Raw genomic sequence first — 18,320 nt, 5'->3', positions numbered from 1 at the left:
GCTAGAGCGTTACTTTCCGGGACAGAGAGCTTTTACTGTCGGCGTGGGCTGGCAGCTTTGCGCCGTCGGGTTCGTCTTCCGGCTCCACAGGGTCCTGTTGCGAAACGGGCGTGATCGACAGATGGATCTTCCTGTCCAGGGCTGCATGTTCATTTTTTAAATCGATCAGCACATTTTCTTTTTTCCATGTTGAGGCTACCATCTGCTGTAGTACCGGGATATCCTTGGATAGTTTTGAAATTTCATTTTCCGCTGTGCTGATATGCCCGGGGATCTTTTCCAGGGCGTTTAAAAAATTTAAACAAGCCAGTTTCGGGTCACTGGCTATATTTCCATTATTGTAACTGTATTTAAGCATCCCTTCCCCTTCGACAAAAAATCGATTTGATCCTATGAGGTTCGTTTCGGTTACCAGGTCTGTTTTTACCAGCAAATCAAAACCGTAAAGTGTCCCGATCTTTTGATGTTTACCGTTTGTGCTGGCAAAATGCGATAGCTCATTTAACTTTAAGCCGATGTCCTTAGTGGTGGCGTCGGGCGGAAGGCCGTGTATCGAAAGTGGGTTAAGGATAGAACCGTCACTAGCCCTTTGAATGCGCGTTTGCAGGTTACTATAATCAAGGCGCATAGCGTTGACGCGGGACTGAAGCATATTTGCCTCACCTTGCAGGCCTGTTAATTTACGACCCGCAGAAGACTTCGCGCGGATAAAGGCACGTCGTTCACTTTCCAGGCCGGCGATCTGATTTTCGAGCCTGGTTTTGTCCAGCAGGTCTGTATTGCCGGATAGTATGGCCACGCATTCCTGGTAGCTGATCCCCGTTTTCTCATCCATCGCGCCTTCGTCGATAACGCGGCTCTTCAGGCTGTTTTCCTTGAGCTGGTCTATAAAGCGCTTCTTAACGGAAAGCGTGCTGAATTTATAGCTATCCAATGACTTTTCTACCGCATAGATAAATATGTCAACAATATTGTTCGCAAAGAATTTTGCGATTTCGTTACCCTTACGGATAGCCCTGCCGTCCCTCTGCTCCAGGTCACTCGGCCTCCAGGGGATATCGAGGTGGTGAACGGCTACTGCCCGCTTCTGGGCATTTACGCCAGTGCCGAGCATGTCAGTGGAACCAAAGAGGATGCGGATCTTCCCTTCGTTCGTATCCTGGATCAGCTTCTTTCTTTGCTTTTCACTTTTGGCTTCCTGGATAAAGCGGATCTCATGGGCCGGTATGCCATGATCCTCCACGAGCTTGCGCTTTATCTCCGTATAAACGCTCCACTGGCCCGGCTTATAGGTGGACAGGTCAGAAAAAATGAATTGTGTGCCTTTTTGGGCGTGGAAACGCAGGTAGTATTTCGCAACGTTTGCTGCGCAATGCGATGCCTTATTGCCGGGATGATCTGTATATCCCGGTCCGACTAGACGCATGTCCATGGACATTTTCCGCGCATAGTCGGTGGCGATAAGCATCTTTGCTTTCTCTTCCGTTGGTGATAGCGGTTCCCTGCCCAAGAGCGTCCCATCACCGGTCCTGGCAAATTCCATGAGCTGCAGGATAAATGCTTCCTGCTCCGGTGTTGGCGGTATTGGGTAGAGCACCTCGTTTTTCTCCGGCCGGTCGATGCCGATATCCTTTGCCGTGCGGTAATCGGTGATCTCTGCGTAAAACTGGGCCAATTCCGGAACGTTAATAAAAAACCGGAACCGCTCTTTTTGAGTAATGGTGTTGGCGACGGAAAACTCGTAATCGGTTGTCTTACGGGCGAAGTTGGCAGCCCAGGCGTCGAAACAAAGAATGCCCTGCTTTTTCAAAGCATAGGGACGGAGGTATTCAAAGATCAGGTATAGCTCCGTGAGTGAATTGCTGATCGTCGTCCCGGACAGGAAGGTGGCGCACATGTCCTTACCTTTACGGGCCTGCATGGTACGGATGGCGAAGAGCAGGTTCATGGCACGTTGGCTGCCGTCGATGTTCCCCAATCCGGCGACCCGGCTATGACGGGTGGTAAACATCAGGTTTTTGAAACGGTGGCTTTCATCGACAAATAGATGGTCGATACCCATCATTTTAAAATCCACCACATCATCCTTTCGATACGCTATATCGTGCTGTAGTGTTTTGAGCTTTACTTCGAGGTTCTGTTTGCGGACGATAAGCCCTTTGAGTTCCGCCCTGGAATTTCCCTCGCCGCTGCCTTGTTTGGCCACCTTCAGATCTTCGTCTATACAGTCCAATTTATATTGCAGTATTTGCTGCTGCATTTCCGGTGACTGGGGTATCATACCGAATTGCTCGTGGGTCAGGATGATACAGTCCCAGTCGTTGTTTTTCATCTCCCCGAAGATGCGCTGCCGCTCTTTCGGGGTAAAATCCTCTTTTCCCGGATAAAGGACCTTTGCATGGGGATAGGCCAAACGGTAGGTATCGGCAATTTCATGGACGTTAGCTTTCAGCGCTAAAATCATGGGTTTATGGGCCAATCCCAGGCGCTTTAGCTCCTGGGCGCCAACACACATGATCAGGGTCTTGCCCGCGCCTACCTCATGATCGCAGATAGCGCCATCGTTAAGCTTGATCATCCAGACAGCATCCTTTTGGCTGGGGTACAGGTCTTGGATGCCTACGGCCTTGCGGTCCAGACCAGGGAACTCCTGGTGGCTGCCATCGTAATCCGGACGGACAAAACAGTTGAACGTGTCGTTGTATTGATCGGCGACCCTGCGCTTAAACTCGTCATCCTGCTCGTGTAGCCAGTCGATAAATGCGCTGCGCATCTCATCGATTTTCCCACTGGCCATCTGGATAGCCTCCATATCCCGTACCTTGCGCTCTGTTTCACCGTCCCTAACTGTTTTGGTTAAATCAGGTACTGTATTGAGCAGGGCATGCCTGAGCAGCGCAATGCCGTCGTATTTACGACTTTCAGACTCGATAGCGTACTTCTCCCTGATCAGGACGTTCTTGCTGCTGCAAGAAATGGAGAAGTCATCGGTGGTTTCGAGGTAGCGGATCTGTACCTTTGTATCGAAGAGCTGTGAAGCAAACCGGCTGTAAACTCCTGTAGGTATCCATCGCAGCCCTAGATTGAATTGCAGGTCCTCAAACGGGATTTTCTCCGGCCGTGCGTCGGTAAGGGCTTTTAGGCTTACCAGCGCCAGCACATCGTTAGGGTTACTGCTTAGGTAGGCTTCAACCTGTCCGGATTTCTCTACTACGTTGCCCGACACCCATTTTTCCGCGATCTCATAGGTGTTTTCTAACGGGTTGTAGTAAATACGCTTATCGAGAGCGTCTTTGAGCCCGTCTTCGGAAATTCCGCTAATCTCAGACATAAAATCCAACCTGACCTTGCCAAACCTGTTCAGGGAGGCTGCCAACGCCTCGTCAGGACCGGCGACGGATTGTATGCCGGTGGAAAAGCTCACCGGCCGAGTGAAGATATCTGCCTTATGGACAACGCCACCCACCACCCGCTCCAGGTAGGGTACCTCTTTGCCTGCACTGTCTCCCTTGATCAGCTTTATATTGTCTGCGCTGTTCAGTATGCCATACCTGGCGACAAAGGCATCATAAAGACTGTTGAGTGCCTGCCTTTCCATCTTATGTTCCAGCTGATGCTCTGCTTCCTTTATATAGAGCTGGTGATAAGCATCGCGCAGCGTGATATAAGCGCGCGCCCTTGTCAACTGGGCTTCCGGCGGCGGTAAGGGCGTAAAAGTTGCCTTTCCCTCATATAGGTCTACACCCGTTAGTAACCCAACGGTATCCTGCTGGATAGCCAGGCAACCATCTCTGTGAAAGGAATGCAGCTCACCGGAATAAAGCACTGATACGGGTCCGTCGCCGTTACTGCGTAGCGTAGCGGCCGCGGGTATTTTTTCGGAGGGAGTATTGCTTATCGGGGGCGTGTCTGCAAAAAGATCGCCATTAACTATTTTCTCCGCCTTCCTTTGTAGCGGTGCTGGCGGCGGCTCCGGCACTGCTTTTGGAAGTGAAGGTACGGGCCGCCCGCCGGCATTATCAAAAAGGCTGGGCTGTTTGGGCTTCTGTGATCTTACCGGAGCCTTCTTCTTTTGGCTGACTATCGGCTGTGGATGGGTGGTAGGCTTCGAACCGGAAGCTGGATTATCCAATGCATCAAAAAGGCTGAGCTGATCCGATACCGCCTCGCGCTTAGGCTTATTGACTGAAGGAATAGCAGTGAAGGCAGTTGCCTTTGGGCTTTGGACGGGAGCCTGGGGCCGGAGCATAACCGAATCATTAATATGCCCACGGTATAACGCAATATCCAGGTGGGCTCCCAGGTCAGCCCTCAGCATGATCGCCAGATCACCGGCAATACCTTCGCTACCCCCTTTATGTTCATATACCCAAGCTTGCTTGCCATACATATCCGTTCCCATATATAGGGAGGTATGCACGACCCGGTCCAGGTTGTCAAACAAAGCATTACCAGCAACCTTTCCAGGCCGCTGTTCGCTCTGACAGAAGCGCTCCTCCCTTCCGCTAAGCCGCTCTTTTAGAACGTGCTTCTGCAGCACGATAAGGTCGCTGCCGACATCCGTTCCCGCATGCTCGGAAAACAGGTTGTTAGGCAGCCGGATCGCGGACACCAGGTTGTGCTGCTGCATTAATGCCCGGCGTACGGGCGCGTTCTTCGGGCTGTTTAAAAAGCCTTGCGAGGCGATCAAGGCCAGGATGCCGCCATCCCTGAGCTGGTCGCCTCCCTTCAGGAAAAAGTAATTCTGGATACTGCGTGAGGCGGCAGCCCGCGCCGGGTCTTTGCTGCGGGAAAAGGAAAGGTCGAATATGGAAGTATCGCCAAAGGGGATATTGCTGGCCACCAGGTCGTAGCTTTCCCGCTCCTTGTCTGGAATTTCTTCAAACCCTTGCACATGGATATTGGCGTCCGGATATAGGTGCCCGAGCACTTTTCCCGTAAGCAGGTCTTTTTCGTAAGCGGTTGTCTGTGGCCCGTCGCCCCAAGCGGGGCGCGATGCTTCCAGGAAGGCGCCAATGCCGGCGGAAGGTTCCAGGAAGTTGCTCACCTTTATGCCTGCTTCCCGAAAGCTCGCAAATATGGAGGCAATGACTTCGGGAGGGGTATAGAACGCCGTCAACACGGAGCTTCGCATACTATCGACGTAGCGTCGATACAGCTTGTCGCTACCGGATTGCTGCTGCAGCAGCCGGTGAAGTTCCTGGGTAAGGGGGAAAAGGTCTTGCTCGGATTTTACCCATTGCTGCAGGGCATCTGCCTCGGGGCCTTCAACCGGGTTGAGGACGAACTTCAGCCCACCGAAACCACTGTACTGTAAAAGCAGGCGCCGTTCTACTTCCGTAGCCCGGCGCTGCTCTTTGTCCAATAGAAACGCGATACGGAGCGCTTCGATATTATGCTTCAGGTGCTCCCGCTTACTGAAGCCCATTTTGTTCTATAAATATTTGTATCGTACCCGTTAGCTCCGAGTAGAGCCGGTCATATTCCGGGCTATCCTGGAAGTTTTCCGTTAGTTCGTAGCGGGCAAATACAGGTTTACATATCGGCAGCATCTTCAGGGCAAAGGGCCGCAGGTCGTCATCGGCCATGAGCGTATCAAACTCTTCACAGACTACCCGAAACACCGTATCGTATTTGGAAAAATGCAGATTCTCAAACAGGATCGCGTCCGCAATCCGGTCGCATTCTTCTACCGGGTTGCCGGCCATAAAGGCGCCTTCATAAGCTTTCGCAGCCCAATTGGAACGGTCTTCAATAAATTTAGTGTTAGACGCCAGTTCCGGGAAGCTGGAACGCAGCAGCTCCCGTAACTTTACCTTATAGTAGGAGTATTCGTTTTTCTGAGTGGTCATAGTAAAAATTCATTTTTGTAAGTCAAAATTGTAATTGGAGGTAAGTACCTCCAATTTCCTTTTCCCGGTAGCGCCAAGGCCGGCAGGCACCTGTATACGCTGATCCAGTCTTTTAGAATACCAATTATTCTTTTGCGTGTAGGCATTAAGCGTAATGCTTGGATAGCTGCTCAACAGAAATTTTCCTTCTACCGTTTCTAAGGTACTTAAAAGTATCTCATAGTCAGCGCTGCTATACCCGTCATAATGACCACATTCGGTGCCGGGATAAGGCGGGTCGCAATAGTGAAAGGCCCCTTTATGGTCCCGGCTCCTGATCACCCGCAGCGCATCCGTACATTCTATCTGGACATTCTGAAGGCGTATGGATAAGTCTATATCAAAACTATCCCTTTTGTTTCTGAGTTTCTGGCTGATCGCCTTTTTCGTCCGTTCATAACCCCAGCCGCCATTAAGTTTGCCGGCAAAAGATTGGGACGCCAAAACCCACACAGCCCAAGCCCTTTTGATCCTGCTGAACATGTGTGGATTATTGTAGATCACAGTCGCGTCGTTGTATAAAGATCTACTGTGAAGGCTAATGCGGATCATCTTCTCTAACTCCACATATTCATTTTGTACGACCTCATAAAAGTTGATCAATTCCCGGTTGGTGTCATTGATCACCTCTACTTTAGCGGGTGGCTTAGCCCAAAATACTGCCCCGCCGCCAATAAAAACCTCCGTATAAGTATCATGCTCGGGAATCAGCGGGAGGATGTAAGAAAGTAGCTTTTGCTTGCCGCCATAATAGCAGAGTGGTGTCTTCATTTGCGGCGTTTTGAATCCGGAAACTCAAAGCTGGTACAATACTTATCATCCATAACGATAAAGGCATCGAACTTCTTTCCCAGTTTGCTTTTCATTCCTTTGATCAGTGGCGTCCTGCCGGTACGCACAAGGCTTTCTATTTCAGCTACCCGGAGCTGTACGCCGCATACGGTGCGAAAAACTACCCAGTTGCAGGCCTCCTCGGGGCATTTAATGAGCTTTTCCCTGATGATCAGCTGACGGGCCTTACAGCGGGGGCAGACTAGATCTGCAGGGGCCGGCGTTGCCACAGTACAGGACAACAGCTCTTGGGTCACCTGGGAGGCATAGCTTTCCATTTCTTTTTCGAAATCTTCATGGGAGCCTTCTCCATGCTCGATCTTCTGCAAAGCGGTTTCCCAATGCGCCGTCATAGCCACATCGGCGACCCGCTTATCCTTCACCAGCTCATAAACCTGTAGCCCTTTGGAGGTCGGTATAAGCGACTTTTTCTCCCTTATAACATAATCGCGTTCAAAGAGTGTCTCGATAATGGCCGCACGGGTAGCTGGCGTCCCGATACCCAGGCCTTGAAGCGCCTTGCGCATCTGAGGGTCTTCGTTATCCTTGCCGGCCGATTCCATAGCGGATAATAGCGTCGCTTCGGTGTAAAGCGCCGGTGGCTTAGTCTCCCTTTCCAGCACGCTGCCGGCGATGATCTTCAGTTCATCGCCCAGTTTCAATTTCGGCAAGTCCTGGACTGGCTCACTGTCTTCCTCTGAAAAGGAGCCTTTAATCGCGCGCCATCCCGGCTCTAGGATCTTGCATCCTTTGAGCTGGAACCCATGATGAAGGGTCTGCAGCGCGACATGAGTGATTTCTTTATGGCACGGCTCTGAAAGCGCCTCCAGCAAGCGGTAGGCGATCAGCTCATAAACCGCTTTTTCCTTGGCCGCCAATGCGGAAGGTATTTTTCCAGTGATCAGCAGGCCATGATGGTCCGTAACTTTCAGATCGTTTACGATACGCTTATTAAAACGGCCCCAGCGTAATTTCGCAACGGCGGGCTTATAGGCGGCAGTAGCGTCCAGCGCCCGGACCAGGTCGGGTATCGCTGCCCACATGTCTTCGGGGATATACCGACTGCCAGTCCTTGGATAGGTGATGAATTTTTGTTCATAAAGGGATTGGGCAATGCTGAGCGTCTGCTCGGCGGAAAAGTTCAGCTTTTTGTTGGCTTCTTTTTGCAAGGCCGTAAGGTCGTATAAAAGCGGGGCATGCTCGGTAACAGGCTTGACATCTACGGATGTGACAGAAACTTTACCGGCCCGCTGAATGGACTGCAAGGCATCTTCGGCGGCCTTTCGGTCCTCCCATCTCTTTTCCGACAGGCTTTTGAAATCGATGAACTCTTTACGGTGTTCCAATGCCAGTTGCCAATACTTTTTAATGGAGAACTGCCGATGGTCCAGGTAGCGCCGGCAAATAAGGGCCAGCGTCGGTGTCTGTACCCGGCCCAAGGAATACACGCCATTACCGGCAGCGATGCTCAGGGCTTGCGAGCCGTTAATGCCGACCAGCCAGTCGGCACGGCTCCGGCATCGCCCGGCCAGGTACAGGCCATCAAATAGATGACCGGGCTTTAAATTAGCCATTCCCTGGCGTATGGCCGTTTCCGTTAAAGAACTGATCCACAGCCGCTCAAAAGGTTTGCGACATCCCAGGTGCTCATAGATATATCGGAATATCAGCTCACCCTCTCTACCGGCATCCGTCGCCACAATGATGCTGTCGCAGCGGCCAAAAACCTCCCGGATGACCTTGAGTTGTTTGACCGCTGCTGGATCGGCGGCAAACGATTTATCCTTTTTTATTTTCCGGACGGTTAGCAGATAGGGAGCTGGCAGTATAGGAAGGGATTCTTTTTTAAACCCCGTAATGTTATAATCTTCGGGCATGGCCAATGTTACCAAATGGCCGATGGCCCAGGTAACCAGGTAATTATTGCCGGATAAAAATCCGTCCTCTTTATGATCGGCGCCCAGCAGCGCGGCGATCTCGCGGGCGACGCTGGGTTTCTCTGCTAGTATTGCTTTCATTTTACGAACCGGTTAGTTGATTTACATTTTTGGGCTGGCGGACTTTTTGGGACTTTTGGGCTTTTTTTGATCCTGCTTTTGATTCGTATTTATTTGGTCCTTGCCGGTGTCCTGCTTTGGAGTTTCTGCAGTTTGGGTTGCCTGCTTATAAATCCTGTCCGGATCGGTATATGAAAAGATGGCTTTCCTGGTGTCAAAATCGAACTTGATAAAACCTTCATATGGTTTACCCTCCTTGCTGACAAGCCCATTTACAGCCACCGACTTACCTGCGTTATATCTTTTATACTGCTGATCGTTAAGCTCATAACCTCGGAACAGACGTGGGGCGTCCTGTCGCTGCTGCGTATCAAGTGTCTGTTGGGCATTCATTGAGCGATTGAATATGAATTCAATATAGCCCTTATCGGCGTTTACCTGCAAAGTAGCATTGAAGGGCGTGTTCTTTGCCGAGACCATGCCCTCGATGTATGTAGGCTTCCCTTCAGCAAGGGATTGCTTCTGGTGGTCATCCAGCTTGACCCCCTTGATCTCATCAGGGATCTTGATGGTGCTGGTACGGTAGGCGACAACCTCGTTGGTCAGGCGATCTATACTAATATAGGAAGGTATCTTTTCTCCTGTTTTCATGTTGGTGAGGTCAACGACACGGCCCATATTGCCCGTACTGCGGAGGTTGGTTTTGTCTTCGTCGGTAAACTTATGACCGAAGAAGGGCAGATCCAGCTCCGGTTCTTGACGAACACCATTAAGTTGAGCCATAACAGTACCCTCGTCATTCGTACGTAAAGACAACCTGGCTTCTCCCCTAAAAACCGCCTTATCCGTATTGATCGTCACCGGAAGGAGCTTGTTGGTCTTATAACCTTTGAGCAGATCGTCTACTACGCCTGCCTTTTCAAGGCTTTCTTTACTCAGTCCGAATTTTGCGAGCGAATCCCAATCTACTTGCTCGGATTGATATCGGGCTGTCCTTTGCTCTGGGACCTTTTGCGGCTCGGCACTAGGCGGAGTTGTTGTTTGTGTTACTTCCATGTCAGGATTATTTGCTGGTTTGGGTTCGTTTTTTACTTCTAGTTTTTTGCTGAGTTCTTGACCCTGTTCACTTGGTTTGTTGACGTGCTCCTGCAACTCTTTAGCCGTTTTTATCGCTTCATGGACAGGTACTTTGAAGAAGGAAAACCGTGTAGGGTTTTTCAGCTGGCTCATGAAGTTGGCGAAGAAGTTGGAAAAAATATCGCCATGCCGGTCTACCCGCATAAACTGGTTTTGGTTTTTTTTCGTTGGCGGTACTGTCCTTAGCTCACCATTCTTATCGATATCCTTGACCGCCTGGATCTTCATTTTTTCTTTGTCGAATACCAGCAGGATATCAGAAAGCTGGTCGGAGGCCTGTGGCATTTCCGGATTTTGTTCGCTCATAATTTTTGATTTTATGGGTACGATCCAAATGTAACTGGCGGCAGGCACCCAAGTTGGGTTTGGCAGTCATTGGCTGTCATCGGCGGTACTTGTCTGCGACAAGTGTAGACTTCATGATCCGGTCATTGACACTTTCCCGAACGAACTGGTGCACATCGCTGAGCTTATAGTATAGTTTTCCGCTGATGGTATAGTATGGCAACCGGCCTGTAGAGCGGTATCGCTGGAGCGAACGGTTGCTGATCTTCAGCATCTGCAAAATATCCTGATTGTCCAGCAGTTCCTCTCCGTCTATACTGCCATTTTGTTTTCGTGCGTCGCTGATCTGCTCGCCCAGGATGTCAAGTCGGTTCATGATCCGCTCCATCCACGCCATAAATTCCATCCGGTCAATGTTCATAGCAGAAATTTTAAATGAGGGGAAGAGGACAAAAGCAAATATGATAGCGTTTACGCTGCGGGATTCATAGGCAATCCCTAGTCGGAAGTTTCAAACGACAGGTATAGGAAGCGACCTGATAAGCAATTGCAATGGCTACAGGGGTGTTATAGCGACTGCTCCATGCCTTCTTTGAAGCGTTTATGCAGCAGGTCCTGGTAGGCGGAAATATTTTCGCGGGCGTACATCTCTTGTTTGATCTGGTAGATATTGCCGATGCGGATGTCGAAGATCTGCTCAACGTAAGCCTGAATCTCTTTAAGCTCGGCGGCCCCGTTATTGAAGGAACCCTTGAACCAGAAAGCGTAGATCATCTCGGCCAGTGCGGTCTTGCTATCGGTCCATTTCAGCAGCTTATGGTCCGTACTGCCTACGGCAGCCGGGCGGCAGTCAACTTGAGCGGTCTGCTGTTCTATAAATTCCCTGAGCAGGTCGTATGCCTGCATGGTAGCCACCAACATGGTGCCTTGGGTATTGATCCGGCGATCCATAGCAAAGGAGTACTCATGCCGTAACTGCGGCAGCAGCTCATGGCCGCGCTGGAACAAATGTTCGTCCCAGTACGTTGCGCCTGTACGATGGTACTGGTAAAAATCCCGGTGGTCTTCTGAATAGCGCCTGATCCGGTCCAGCTCACTGCTATAGTAATGGCGGTGAATTGCGTAATCACCCACCGGCTTACGGCTCTCCAGCCAGGATACAGATTGGTGGTAGATCAGCTGCGCGTGGATGGCAGGAAGTTGCAGTTTGAAAAAATTGATTTCTTCGCCGGCATTTAAGAACTGAGTATCGGATAGGACCGGGTTGAGTTCTTGCAGGACCTGTTCCACGATTGCAATGGCCGAACCACAACGTTGCAATACAGTTTGTCCTGCTTTTTCGGATGCATGAAGGCGGGAGGCCATGATCTGTTGGTAGCTACTGAGCGGCTTCATCGTTTGGTGCTGATTTAGTAAGGATAGTACCGTTGTTTAACGATACAAAAATGTGACGCCGGCTATAAGGTTTTTGACACTATGGTGCCAAGGTGTCAAAAAATTATTTTTGGAAGCATAATCCACAGCTGAGAAAACAGACGGCTATAAAATCTTACTTTTACCTGCTCCCCCTGCCGGGAAAAGGAAGGGACATGCCTATGCGCTACGATAAAGAACTACTTACGGATTTGTTGAAGGCCTTGCCGGCATGGGGGCTTGTCCCCGAAAAATTCTTGGAGTTCATACTCGTGGCCGTGGAAATGTTTGCGCACCGTACGGGCGGCGAGCTGCTTACCGTCGAAACACTCCATGAGGCGCAAAGGGAGCTGGCAGCCGCCTTTTTGTTTGCGTTTAAATTAGAGTTGTTTCCCTACACGGATTTTGATGACCTACGCCAAAAGGCCGGCCCTTTTATCGATATCGACCGGACCATCTCCAGGGTTCAGGACTGGAAGCAACAAGCGGCAGCCGTTTGGGATTTGTGTGAGGCGAGTGTAGTGACGCCCAACCAGGAAACGGTCATGGAGGATGCCCTGGAAGACCTGAGGGCAAGGGTTGTTATTAAAAAGTTGGAATCTTACCTAACCTTTAGCTAAACAAAGAACGGGGCCTTTTAAGAATTCGTTTTCGGGTGCTCGTTAAACAACCGGAGATTGTATTTTATTCGTGCCTGCAGTAAAAGCCTGCTTTGATTGCCGCTGCCCGGCACCACCTTGGTTTTAAGCCAGCTGAATTTTTGCCGGATGTCGTCCATGACCATTTGCAACTGTGGTGGCGGAACGTCTGGAAGTCCCCCCGGCAGTGGCAGCTCGGGACTTTGCATTAAATCTGCTGCAGGTGTTCCGCCTGCAAGTTTTTGCTCCAGGAAGCGATGCAGGCGCAGGGATGCTGCAATTCTTGCGACCAGGTAGCTATGGGGGTTGAAATATTCTGTTCCCGCAAAACCGAGGCTTTCAGGGAAAACCTCGGCATCCGGTGGCCTATGACTGAATAAAATATCGTCCAGGTACTCTTTTCCCAAGGCCATATACTGGCGCAAAAAATCCTGCCGTTCCAAAAAGCTCTTGACACTTTCCAGCTCATCGTGGTAATAGCGCTGCAGTTGGCCGACATCTCCATCTCTGGACTCCAGGTCGATCAACGACAAATAAAAGATGACTTCCTCCAGGAATCCTGGCGTTATATATTTGTATAAGGTGATCTGCTCCTGTGGTGAGAATACATGAGCGTCCACCATGTGTTTGAGCTGCGCAAAGTAGAGTGAGGTTAGCCTAAAGCAGGCGTCCGCTTGTGCCAATGGCGAAATGGCCGTGGCTTCCATATGCTGAAGGTCACTTTTGAGCTGGTAGTGTAATGCATTCATCTCTGCTAACATAGCAATGTAGGGGAATAAAGAGTTTATTTGTATTTAGGATCGAGGTCGGCTTGGCGCATGTATTCCAGCAGCGAACTCGTCATCAGGTCCAGGCATTGGGTCGGAGATTTTTTTCTGATCCTCATATTGAGCATATACCGGTAATAATTGCCTGGCTTTACGGCAAATGCATAGCCCAGGCGTTCGATCACACTTTTTACGGTACCCCTTACCAGCCCGGCAGTAAAAAGGCCGTATCCGATCTCATAGAGTTGCGCCAGGCTGCCATCCCAGTGTACTTCCTGTTTGTCCAATTCCGCAGCAGGCTCCCCCTGGCTGGTTAACGCTATGCGCCGCAGCAGGTAGGCCGCGAGGTCTTCGGCAGCCTGGATCTTGCCCAAAAGGTAGGAGAATGTATTTCCGCCGTCCGGCTCGCTGTCCCTCGCGTACATCAAAACAAGCGCGTCTGCAGGCTCGGCCACAAAAAGCTGCTCGTCCATATAGGTCTGGCCGCTTCGGCTATATAGGTACAAAAATTGGTTGTCAGTCAGGTATTGGTTAAGCTCTTCCAGCTGCCGCTTCATCCAGCAAGCCTGTTGCTCCGAGCTGCCCACAGGCATACTAGCCTCCAAGGAGAAGAGTCTGCAATAAAAAAACCATTCCCGTACAAACTTCGGCTTGACCTCTTTGTAGAACGTCAGCTCTTCTTTCCGATCCTTGAAAACGTAGTCCCGGCCAAAGTCGGTCAGTTCCCTCAGGCAACCTCTAATAAGTAGATAGGAACGCTCGGCTTGTTGCAGGTCTGTTTCAGCCTGCCGTGTTATTTCTTCCAATTGGTCCAGCATCCTTCTTTCCAGCTCTTGCGCAAAAGATATCATCTATTAATTGGTTTCAGGTTTCGATAGGTCGTCGTTTACGGTAGCAAAATAATTCGGTAAAGGCGCAACAAGCGCGCTTCAGCCGGCCAAATTTGCTGATATCGCAAATGTCGCCGGTGAATTACTGAATTACTTTACTAAATGATGGTTCTGAAACTATTGGGCTCAAACAAACTTAAACTAATTTTTTCGTTGATCGTGCCATACGCATATATAATTGCCGGGACAGGCTTCGTTTAAAGAGGCATATCGCAAACCGAGTTGTATAAAAAAACGAAAATCAGCTACTGGCAGGGAAAAGTAGAGAAGCGGGCGCTTGAAATAATTCGTGAACTACTAAAATATGATTGTCAATCCATAGTCGGAAGCCTGCTTTACTTTCTCAACGGTCGAGCCACTCCCTGAACTTGCCGGCCTTGTTTTGGCTGATCGTTATAGACCTTTTATATTCCGGCGTCGGTTCGAGCTTCAGCGATAGCTTACCGTAGGTATCTTTTTCGTATCCGCGCACGGCAGCCCGGCTCGCGATCATATGCCTCGCCACCCGGAAAAAATCATCTTTATTTAGTTGCTCTTCGATCTGCTCCAGGCTTTGGGAAAGGATATGCTTGTTCCCAGCAAACGCCCGGAGGTACACCTGTCCTTCCTCACGGTAGAAATAGGCAATGTCGCCCGTTGCAACGGGAAAACTACGGGTGGGTGTATGGACAATGAATACCGACTTTTCCAGGAGCGGCATCCCCGGTTCCGGCGCAGGCATGGTAGCTGGCGCTACCATAGAGTTATCCCTGTCGCTTTGGAGCACCATCTGCCAATAGTGTTCCCGCTCGCGGAGAAGATAGCGGACCAGGTAGTAAACATTGAATAGAGCAATCAGGCTGCTGATAAAAGGTAAGGCATACAAGTGGTAGTTGGTATCCAGGATATCCATCCCATAGAGCCGGAAATATCCAGCCGCCAAAAGAAAAGTGATCAGTGTCGGCAACAGCAGTCCGAATGCCACCTGAAGCAGGCCGCGAAAAACCGGATGGTCCAGCCAGGAGAATTTCCGGTCCAGCTGTAACGTTACCCAATACACGATATGAATGTCAAGGATGGTGATGGCCAGTGTACTTCCGTATTCGATATAGTAGTCGATAGAAAAGACCCTGGTAAGCCAGGGCTGCTGCCCTCCATACTCGGTAACAATATGGGCAGCGATAAAAGCGAGGACAAACCGGATAACGCCATCATGGTATCCTGTCTGTCCGGGTTTTTCCGGCATAGCAAAATATTTTTAGGCTATTTTAAGAACACAAGTACTTATAAATATAAAAATATTTATTTAAATTATACACTGTAGATAGTATAAGGATTATTCCGGACCGTCACCTCAACTTTTTTATACCATTAATCTATAAATCTCTTACTGATGTCTAAGGTACCCTTCACTTCCGACGGCGTAAACTTCAAGCAACAGCAACTCTATGCCCTTAGCGATGCTGATCTAATAATCGAAGTTAAAGCCATACAAAACGATTTTGCCGCCTGGATGGAGCAGAATTTTTACCTGAGTCCGTTGCAAAAGGCCTACATCGTATCAGCCCCAGACCGGGCTATTTGGGGAGCTCAGATCGGGGCCGTGGTTTGTACACGCGGCCCGATCGTTATACCAACTCCACCCAAAGACTATGGCCCTGCCTACAGGACCAAAGAAACCAGAATAAAAATAACTGGCGAAACGACGTTTACACCTCCTGTTTCAGGTGTGCCAAAAATTCAAGGTACGCTTAAAGCTACGGTAGAATTTACCCTTGTCGTCTGACAGAAAGGGACAAGGCGGAAGGGGGACGACCCTCCGCCTTCCTTGTAACAGGAAACTGTATTGATCCGATTAGATTCGAATGAATAGTACTTTTTTGACCGTAACCCGTTATAAAAGAAATGACATGCCCGCATGAAAAAACTAGTTAGTCGCAAATATTCCATCAAACTATCCACCGGTAGGACCGTTACGGTAAAAGCAGCAAGCTTGCTATCTGCACATCGCAAACTTTCAGCAAGTGTCAAGGGAGCAAGATGCAGCGACATTTACCAGGACGACAATACAGAGCCAAATCTTGCCGATGGTGATCCGCTCCCTGTACCGATAATTTTCCGTCAATATGCTATTATGGCTACTCCTGCACGTATGTTGGTGGATAAGGCCACAAACAAATGGGAAGCATACCTGAGGTTCCTGGCTGATGGCTGGAACATAGGACTCGGTGATGTGTATAAAAGGTACACTCAACCTCCCCACACGAATGATGCGCAGTTCAATAGTGAGCACGGCTTATTTGCGAGTGATTCAGAACTATTATCATGCCACATCGATTTGCCTTCCCTGATGACCGGTAAGGGAAATAAGCCTATGATCGTATTGACTCCAAAATCTACTACCTAAAAAAAATCAATCCATGATAATTAACCACCAGCTTATTTTTTCTATAAACGAATCGCTTCCTATATTCTTCTTAGCATGTTTTGATTCCCTTTCCAGTCTCGATAAGTTTAGTAGTATCCCCAACAACGGCACCAAAGAGCATCATTTTTGTACCTGCGATCTGATGTGTGTCCGTAACGGCAACAGCGATGATCGGCAGCAGCTGCAGCGAAGCTACCTCGCGAGCCGGCTGGATCTAGCCTACAGCATCGCTTTATTGCTTGATCTGCCGCAGTATGGAAATGCTGAGGATAGGCTTCTGATCAAAGTGTCCCCTCCAAAAAAAATATTACCCAATGGACTATGGCAAGGTTTTTAGACGGTTTCGACAGTATCTGCGTCTGAGCCAGCGGGACTTCGCGTCATTGATCGGTATCAGCCAAACCAGCATCTCACTGCTGGAGTCCGGTAAGACCGCGCCTACTGTCGAAACGATGGCCAGACTCGCAAAAATGTTTAATATCTCGGTGAGCACGTTGTACATACTGGCTCTTGAAGTTAAATGTCTCACGCGTAAAGAACGCGAAGCGATCCAGTATAATTATCGGCTTGTCCAAGATATCCTATGGTTTATCGCTTGCCCCTAAATAAATAAGACAGTAGGTAATCAAAAAACTATGCTAAAGTAATAGTACTTTCTCGCCTGCATTTCGTTTATGGTTATGGATGAAACCATAGACGATGTCCATGCGTCAAGCAGCTTAAATAGCGTTTTCAACTGAGGCATTGGGCCACAATGGACGGAAACAGCCATATGGACGGGCTAATAGCGCTCCGGCAGCTAGAGCTGCCGGACGCTTTTAAGTTTAAACCAAAATTCGAGATCCCAAAACCTTCTTTTTCGCTCAATTAACCTCCTTACAAATTTCCACTGCGGCCTGATTGCCGTTACCCCGATTATCTTGTCTATAATAACTAACTGTCATGCCTACACCTCCTATTGTTCAGAACGTGTATTATGATGCCGACTTTCCTTTAATGTCCGGTGGGGCCGGCGCCTGGCAGGTATACCGTTACCAGCAGGTAAGGGAGCTCCTATTTGATTATGCTACCTACGGGAACGGTTATATGCCCGATAACGGTATGCTGGGCAGCAACCTCAATCAAATCGATCCTCCCTTGCATGGACAGCTGCGTGCACTGATCTCGCGATTCTTCAGCCGTGGTGCGATTGCCGGCCTGGAGCAGGACATTGAAAACGCCTGCCGATCACTGCTGGCCGGTTGCCAGGATAAAACGGTAGATGTCGCGCGTGACTTTGCTTTTCCGCTTACGGCAACGGTCATTTGTGAGGTACTGGGGATCTCGTCGGGGACGGAGATAATGAAAGTTAACAACTGGGCCAAGGCAATCGTCACTGCTGGCTATGTGGAGGGGGGCCTCGCGCAAGCTGCCGTTGCCCAACAGGAAATGGCTGGACTATTTATGCAACTGCTCCAGTCCAGGGCGGCGGAGCCTAGAGCAGACCTGCTTTCGGCTCTGGCTTTAGCCGAAGTCGGAGCAGATGCGCTGGCGCCGGCTGCGAAGATCGGGACCTGTATGACCATTCTGCTTGCAGGCTATGAAACCACCGCCAACCTGATCACGAGCGCAGTTCACCAGCTATCAGTAGACCACCAGCTCCAAGCCACCATACGGCAGTCACCGGCAATCATTCCGAACTTTTTACAGGAGGTGCTGCGGCTTTACCCCAGCATTGTCAGCATGTACCGTATCGCAAGAAAAGATGTGGTGCTCGAAGGACAGCTGATCAAGGCCGGAGACATTATTAATGGCTGGATCAGTACCGCCAACCGGGACCCGGAGCTCTTTGCGGAGCCGGACAAGCTTGACCTCGACCGCCACAACAGCAGCCAGGCACTAAGCTTTGGCTATGGTATCCATCACTGCATTGGCGCCGCGCTTGCCAGGACACAGGCCCGGATAGCACTGGAAGTATTACTCCGTGAAAGCACGAGGGTCATGCCAGGTGACGGAGAGCCGGTGAGAACACCGAGCCTGATTACCCCTGGATTTCAAACATTGCCGATCACTTTATAAACTTTC

General features: G+C 49.9%; 16 protein-coding genes. 6 read left to right on the top strand and 10 right to left on the bottom strand.

Annotated elements, in window-relative coordinates; genetic code table 11:
- Window position 1 precedes the first annotated feature (1 nt).
- The 7 genes from B5D63_RS22425 to B5D63_RS22395 form a co-directional block, all read right to left on the bottom strand.
- Window positions 2-5,428, bottom strand: a complete 5,427-nt coding sequence (locus tag B5D63_RS22425) for a helicase-related protein (RefSeq protein ID WP_078671069.1) — start codon at window positions 5,426-5,428, stop codon at window positions 2-4.
- Window positions 5,415-5,852 (bottom strand): DUF1896 domain-containing protein, encoded by a 438-nt coding sequence (locus B5D63_RS22420; protein WP_078671068.1) that lies wholly within the window; start codon window positions 5,850-5,852, stop codon window positions 5,415-5,417. The genes B5D63_RS22425 and B5D63_RS22420 overlap by 14 nt, the downstream gene beginning before the upstream one ends.
- Before the next feature lie 9 nt (window positions 5,853-5,861).
- Window positions 5,862-6,662 carry a DNA adenine methylase gene (locus B5D63_RS22415; protein WP_078671067.1) on the bottom strand — a complete coding sequence of 267 codons (801 nt, stop codon included), beginning with the start codon at window positions 6,660-6,662 and terminating at the stop codon, window positions 5,862-5,864.
- Complete coding sequence (locus tag B5D63_RS22410) at window positions 6,659-8,740, bottom strand: type IA DNA topoisomerase (RefSeq protein WP_078671066.1); 2,082 nt, start codon at window positions 8,738-8,740, stop codon at window positions 6,659-6,661. The genes B5D63_RS22415 and B5D63_RS22410 overlap by 4 nt, the downstream gene beginning before the upstream one ends.
- 21 nt (window positions 8,741-8,761) lie before the next feature.
- Window positions 8,762-10,162: a DUF3945 domain-containing protein gene (locus tag B5D63_RS22405; RefSeq protein WP_078671065.1), complete on the bottom strand. Its 1,401-nt coding sequence runs from the start codon at window positions 10,160-10,162 to the stop codon at window positions 8,762-8,764.
- Window positions 10,163-10,238: 76 nt separating this feature from the next.
- Window positions 10,239-10,562, bottom strand: coding sequence for a helix-turn-helix domain-containing protein (locus B5D63_RS22400; RefSeq protein WP_078671064.1), 324 nt, complete (start codon window positions 10,560-10,562; stop codon window positions 10,239-10,241).
- Between the two features lie 146 nt (window positions 10,563-10,708).
- Window positions 10,709-11,536, bottom strand: coding sequence for an RteC domain-containing protein (locus tag B5D63_RS22395; RefSeq protein WP_078671063.1), 828 nt, complete (start codon window positions 11,534-11,536; stop codon window positions 10,709-10,711).
- 200 nt (window positions 11,537-11,736) lie between these two features.
- Here B5D63_RS22395 and B5D63_RS22390 point away from each other — a divergent pair, with 200 nt between their 5' ends.
- A complete protein-coding gene (locus B5D63_RS22390; protein WP_143313038.1) occupies window positions 11,737-12,174 on the top strand; it encodes a hypothetical protein in 438 nt (145 codons plus the stop codon).
- 17 nt (window positions 12,175-12,191) lie between these two features.
- Here the strand turns inward: B5D63_RS22390 and B5D63_RS22385 are convergent, their stop codons facing one another.
- From B5D63_RS22385 to B5D63_RS22375, 3 genes are all read right to left on the bottom strand, one after another.
- Entirely contained in the window at window positions 12,192-12,953 is a 762-nt protein-coding gene (locus tag B5D63_RS22385; protein WP_078671061.1) for an RteC domain-containing protein, read from the bottom strand.
- Between the two features lie 23 nt (window positions 12,954-12,976).
- On the bottom strand, window positions 12,977-13,810 hold the full coding sequence (locus B5D63_RS22380; RefSeq protein WP_078671060.1) for an RteC domain-containing protein: 834 nt from the start codon (window positions 13,808-13,810) through the stop codon (window positions 12,977-12,979).
- 382 nt (window positions 13,811-14,192) lie between these two features.
- Window positions 14,193-15,074 carry a LytTR family DNA-binding domain-containing protein gene (locus tag B5D63_RS22375; RefSeq protein ID WP_078671059.1) on the bottom strand — a complete coding sequence of 294 codons (882 nt, stop codon included), beginning with the start codon at window positions 15,072-15,074 and terminating at the stop codon, window positions 14,193-14,195.
- 147 nt (window positions 15,075-15,221) lie between these two features.
- On the opposite strand from B5D63_RS22375, the gene B5D63_RS22370 reads away from it, so the two are divergent.
- The 5 genes from B5D63_RS22370 (at window position 15,222) to B5D63_RS22350 (ending at window position 18,314) form a co-directional block, all read left to right on the top strand.
- The gene (locus tag B5D63_RS22370; RefSeq protein ID WP_078671058.1) at window positions 15,222-15,614 is read left to right on the top strand and encodes a hypothetical protein; all 393 of its coding nucleotides are present in this window, start codon (window positions 15,222-15,224) and stop codon (window positions 15,612-15,614) included.
- 132 nt (window positions 15,615-15,746) lie between these two features.
- Complete coding sequence (locus B5D63_RS22365) at window positions 15,747-16,235, top strand: hypothetical protein (protein WP_078671057.1); 489 nt, start codon at window positions 15,747-15,749, stop codon at window positions 16,233-16,235.
- 13 nt (window positions 16,236-16,248) lie between these two features.
- On the top strand, window positions 16,249-16,593 hold the full coding sequence (locus B5D63_RS35335) for a hypothetical protein (protein WP_078671056.1): 345 nt from the start codon (window positions 16,249-16,251) through the stop codon (window positions 16,591-16,593).
- On the top strand, window positions 16,571-16,861 hold the full coding sequence (locus B5D63_RS35805) for a helix-turn-helix domain-containing protein (RefSeq protein ID WP_078671055.1): 291 nt from the start codon (window positions 16,571-16,573) through the stop codon (window positions 16,859-16,861). The genes B5D63_RS35335 and B5D63_RS35805 overlap by 23 nt, the downstream gene beginning before the upstream one ends.
- A 337-nt stretch (window positions 16,862-17,198) precedes the next feature.
- The gene (locus B5D63_RS22350; protein ID WP_078671054.1) at window positions 17,199-18,314 is read left to right on the top strand and encodes a cytochrome P450; all 1,116 of its coding nucleotides are present in this window, start codon (window positions 17,199-17,201) and stop codon (window positions 18,312-18,314) included.
- Window positions 18,315-18,320: the final 6 nt, after the last annotated feature.

It is taken from the genome of Chitinophaga eiseniae (assembly GCF_900167135.1).
Lineage (GTDB): Bacteria > Bacteroidota > Bacteroidia > Chitinophagales > Chitinophagaceae > Chitinophaga > Chitinophaga eiseniae.
Note: the sequence above shows the minus strand (reverse complement) of the source record. Positions and strands in the feature narration are given on the sequence as shown.

Coding starts and splice junctions, on each gene's coding strand:
- B5D63_RS22425 (WP_078671069.1), bottom strand. CDS start 5,428: ATGGGCTTCAGTAAGCGGGAGCACCTGAAGCATAATATCGAAGCGCTC.
- B5D63_RS22420 (WP_078671068.1), bottom strand. CDS start 5,852: ATGACCACTCAGAAAAACGAATACTCCTACTATAAGGTAAAGTTACGG.
- B5D63_RS22415 (WP_078671067.1), bottom strand. CDS start 6,662: ATGAAGACACCACTCTGCTATTATGGCGGCAAGCAAAAGCTACTTTCT.
- B5D63_RS22410 (WP_078671066.1), bottom strand. CDS start 8,740: ATGAAAGCAATACTAGCAGAGAAACCCAGCGTCGCCCGCGAGATCGCC.
- B5D63_RS22405 (WP_078671065.1), bottom strand. CDS start 10,162: ATGAGCGAACAAAATCCGGAAATGCCACAGGCCTCCGACCAGCTTTCT.
- B5D63_RS22400 (WP_078671064.1), bottom strand. CDS start 10,562: ATGAACATTGACCGGATGGAATTTATGGCGTGGATGGAGCGGATCATG.
- B5D63_RS22395 (WP_078671063.1), bottom strand. CDS start 11,536: ATGAAGCCGCTCAGTAGCTACCAACAGATCATGGCCTCCCGCCTTCAT.
- B5D63_RS22390 (WP_143313038.1), top strand. CDS start 11,737: ATGCGCTACGATAAAGAACTACTTACGGATTTGTTGAAGGCCTTGCCG.
- B5D63_RS22385 (WP_078671061.1), bottom strand. CDS start 12,953: ATGTTAGCAGAGATGAATGCATTACACTACCAGCTCAAAAGTGACCTT.
- B5D63_RS22380 (WP_078671060.1), bottom strand. CDS start 13,810: ATGATATCTTTTGCGCAAGAGCTGGAAAGAAGGATGCTGGACCAATTG.
- B5D63_RS22375 (WP_078671059.1), bottom strand. CDS start 15,074: ATGCCGGAAAAACCCGGACAGACAGGATACCATGATGGCGTTATCCGG.
- B5D63_RS22370 (WP_078671058.1), top strand. CDS start 15,222: ATGTCTAAGGTACCCTTCACTTCCGACGGCGTAAACTTCAAGCAACAG.
- B5D63_RS22365 (WP_078671057.1), top strand. CDS start 15,747: ATGAAAAAACTAGTTAGTCGCAAATATTCCATCAAACTATCCACCGGT.
- B5D63_RS35335 (WP_078671056.1), top strand. CDS start 16,249: ATGATAATTAACCACCAGCTTATTTTTTCTATAAACGAATCGCTTCCT.
- B5D63_RS35805 (WP_078671055.1), top strand. CDS start 16,571: ATGGACTATGGCAAGGTTTTTAGACGGTTTCGACAGTATCTGCGTCTG.
- B5D63_RS22350 (WP_078671054.1), top strand. CDS start 17,199: ATGCCTACACCTCCTATTGTTCAGAACGTGTATTATGATGCCGACTTT.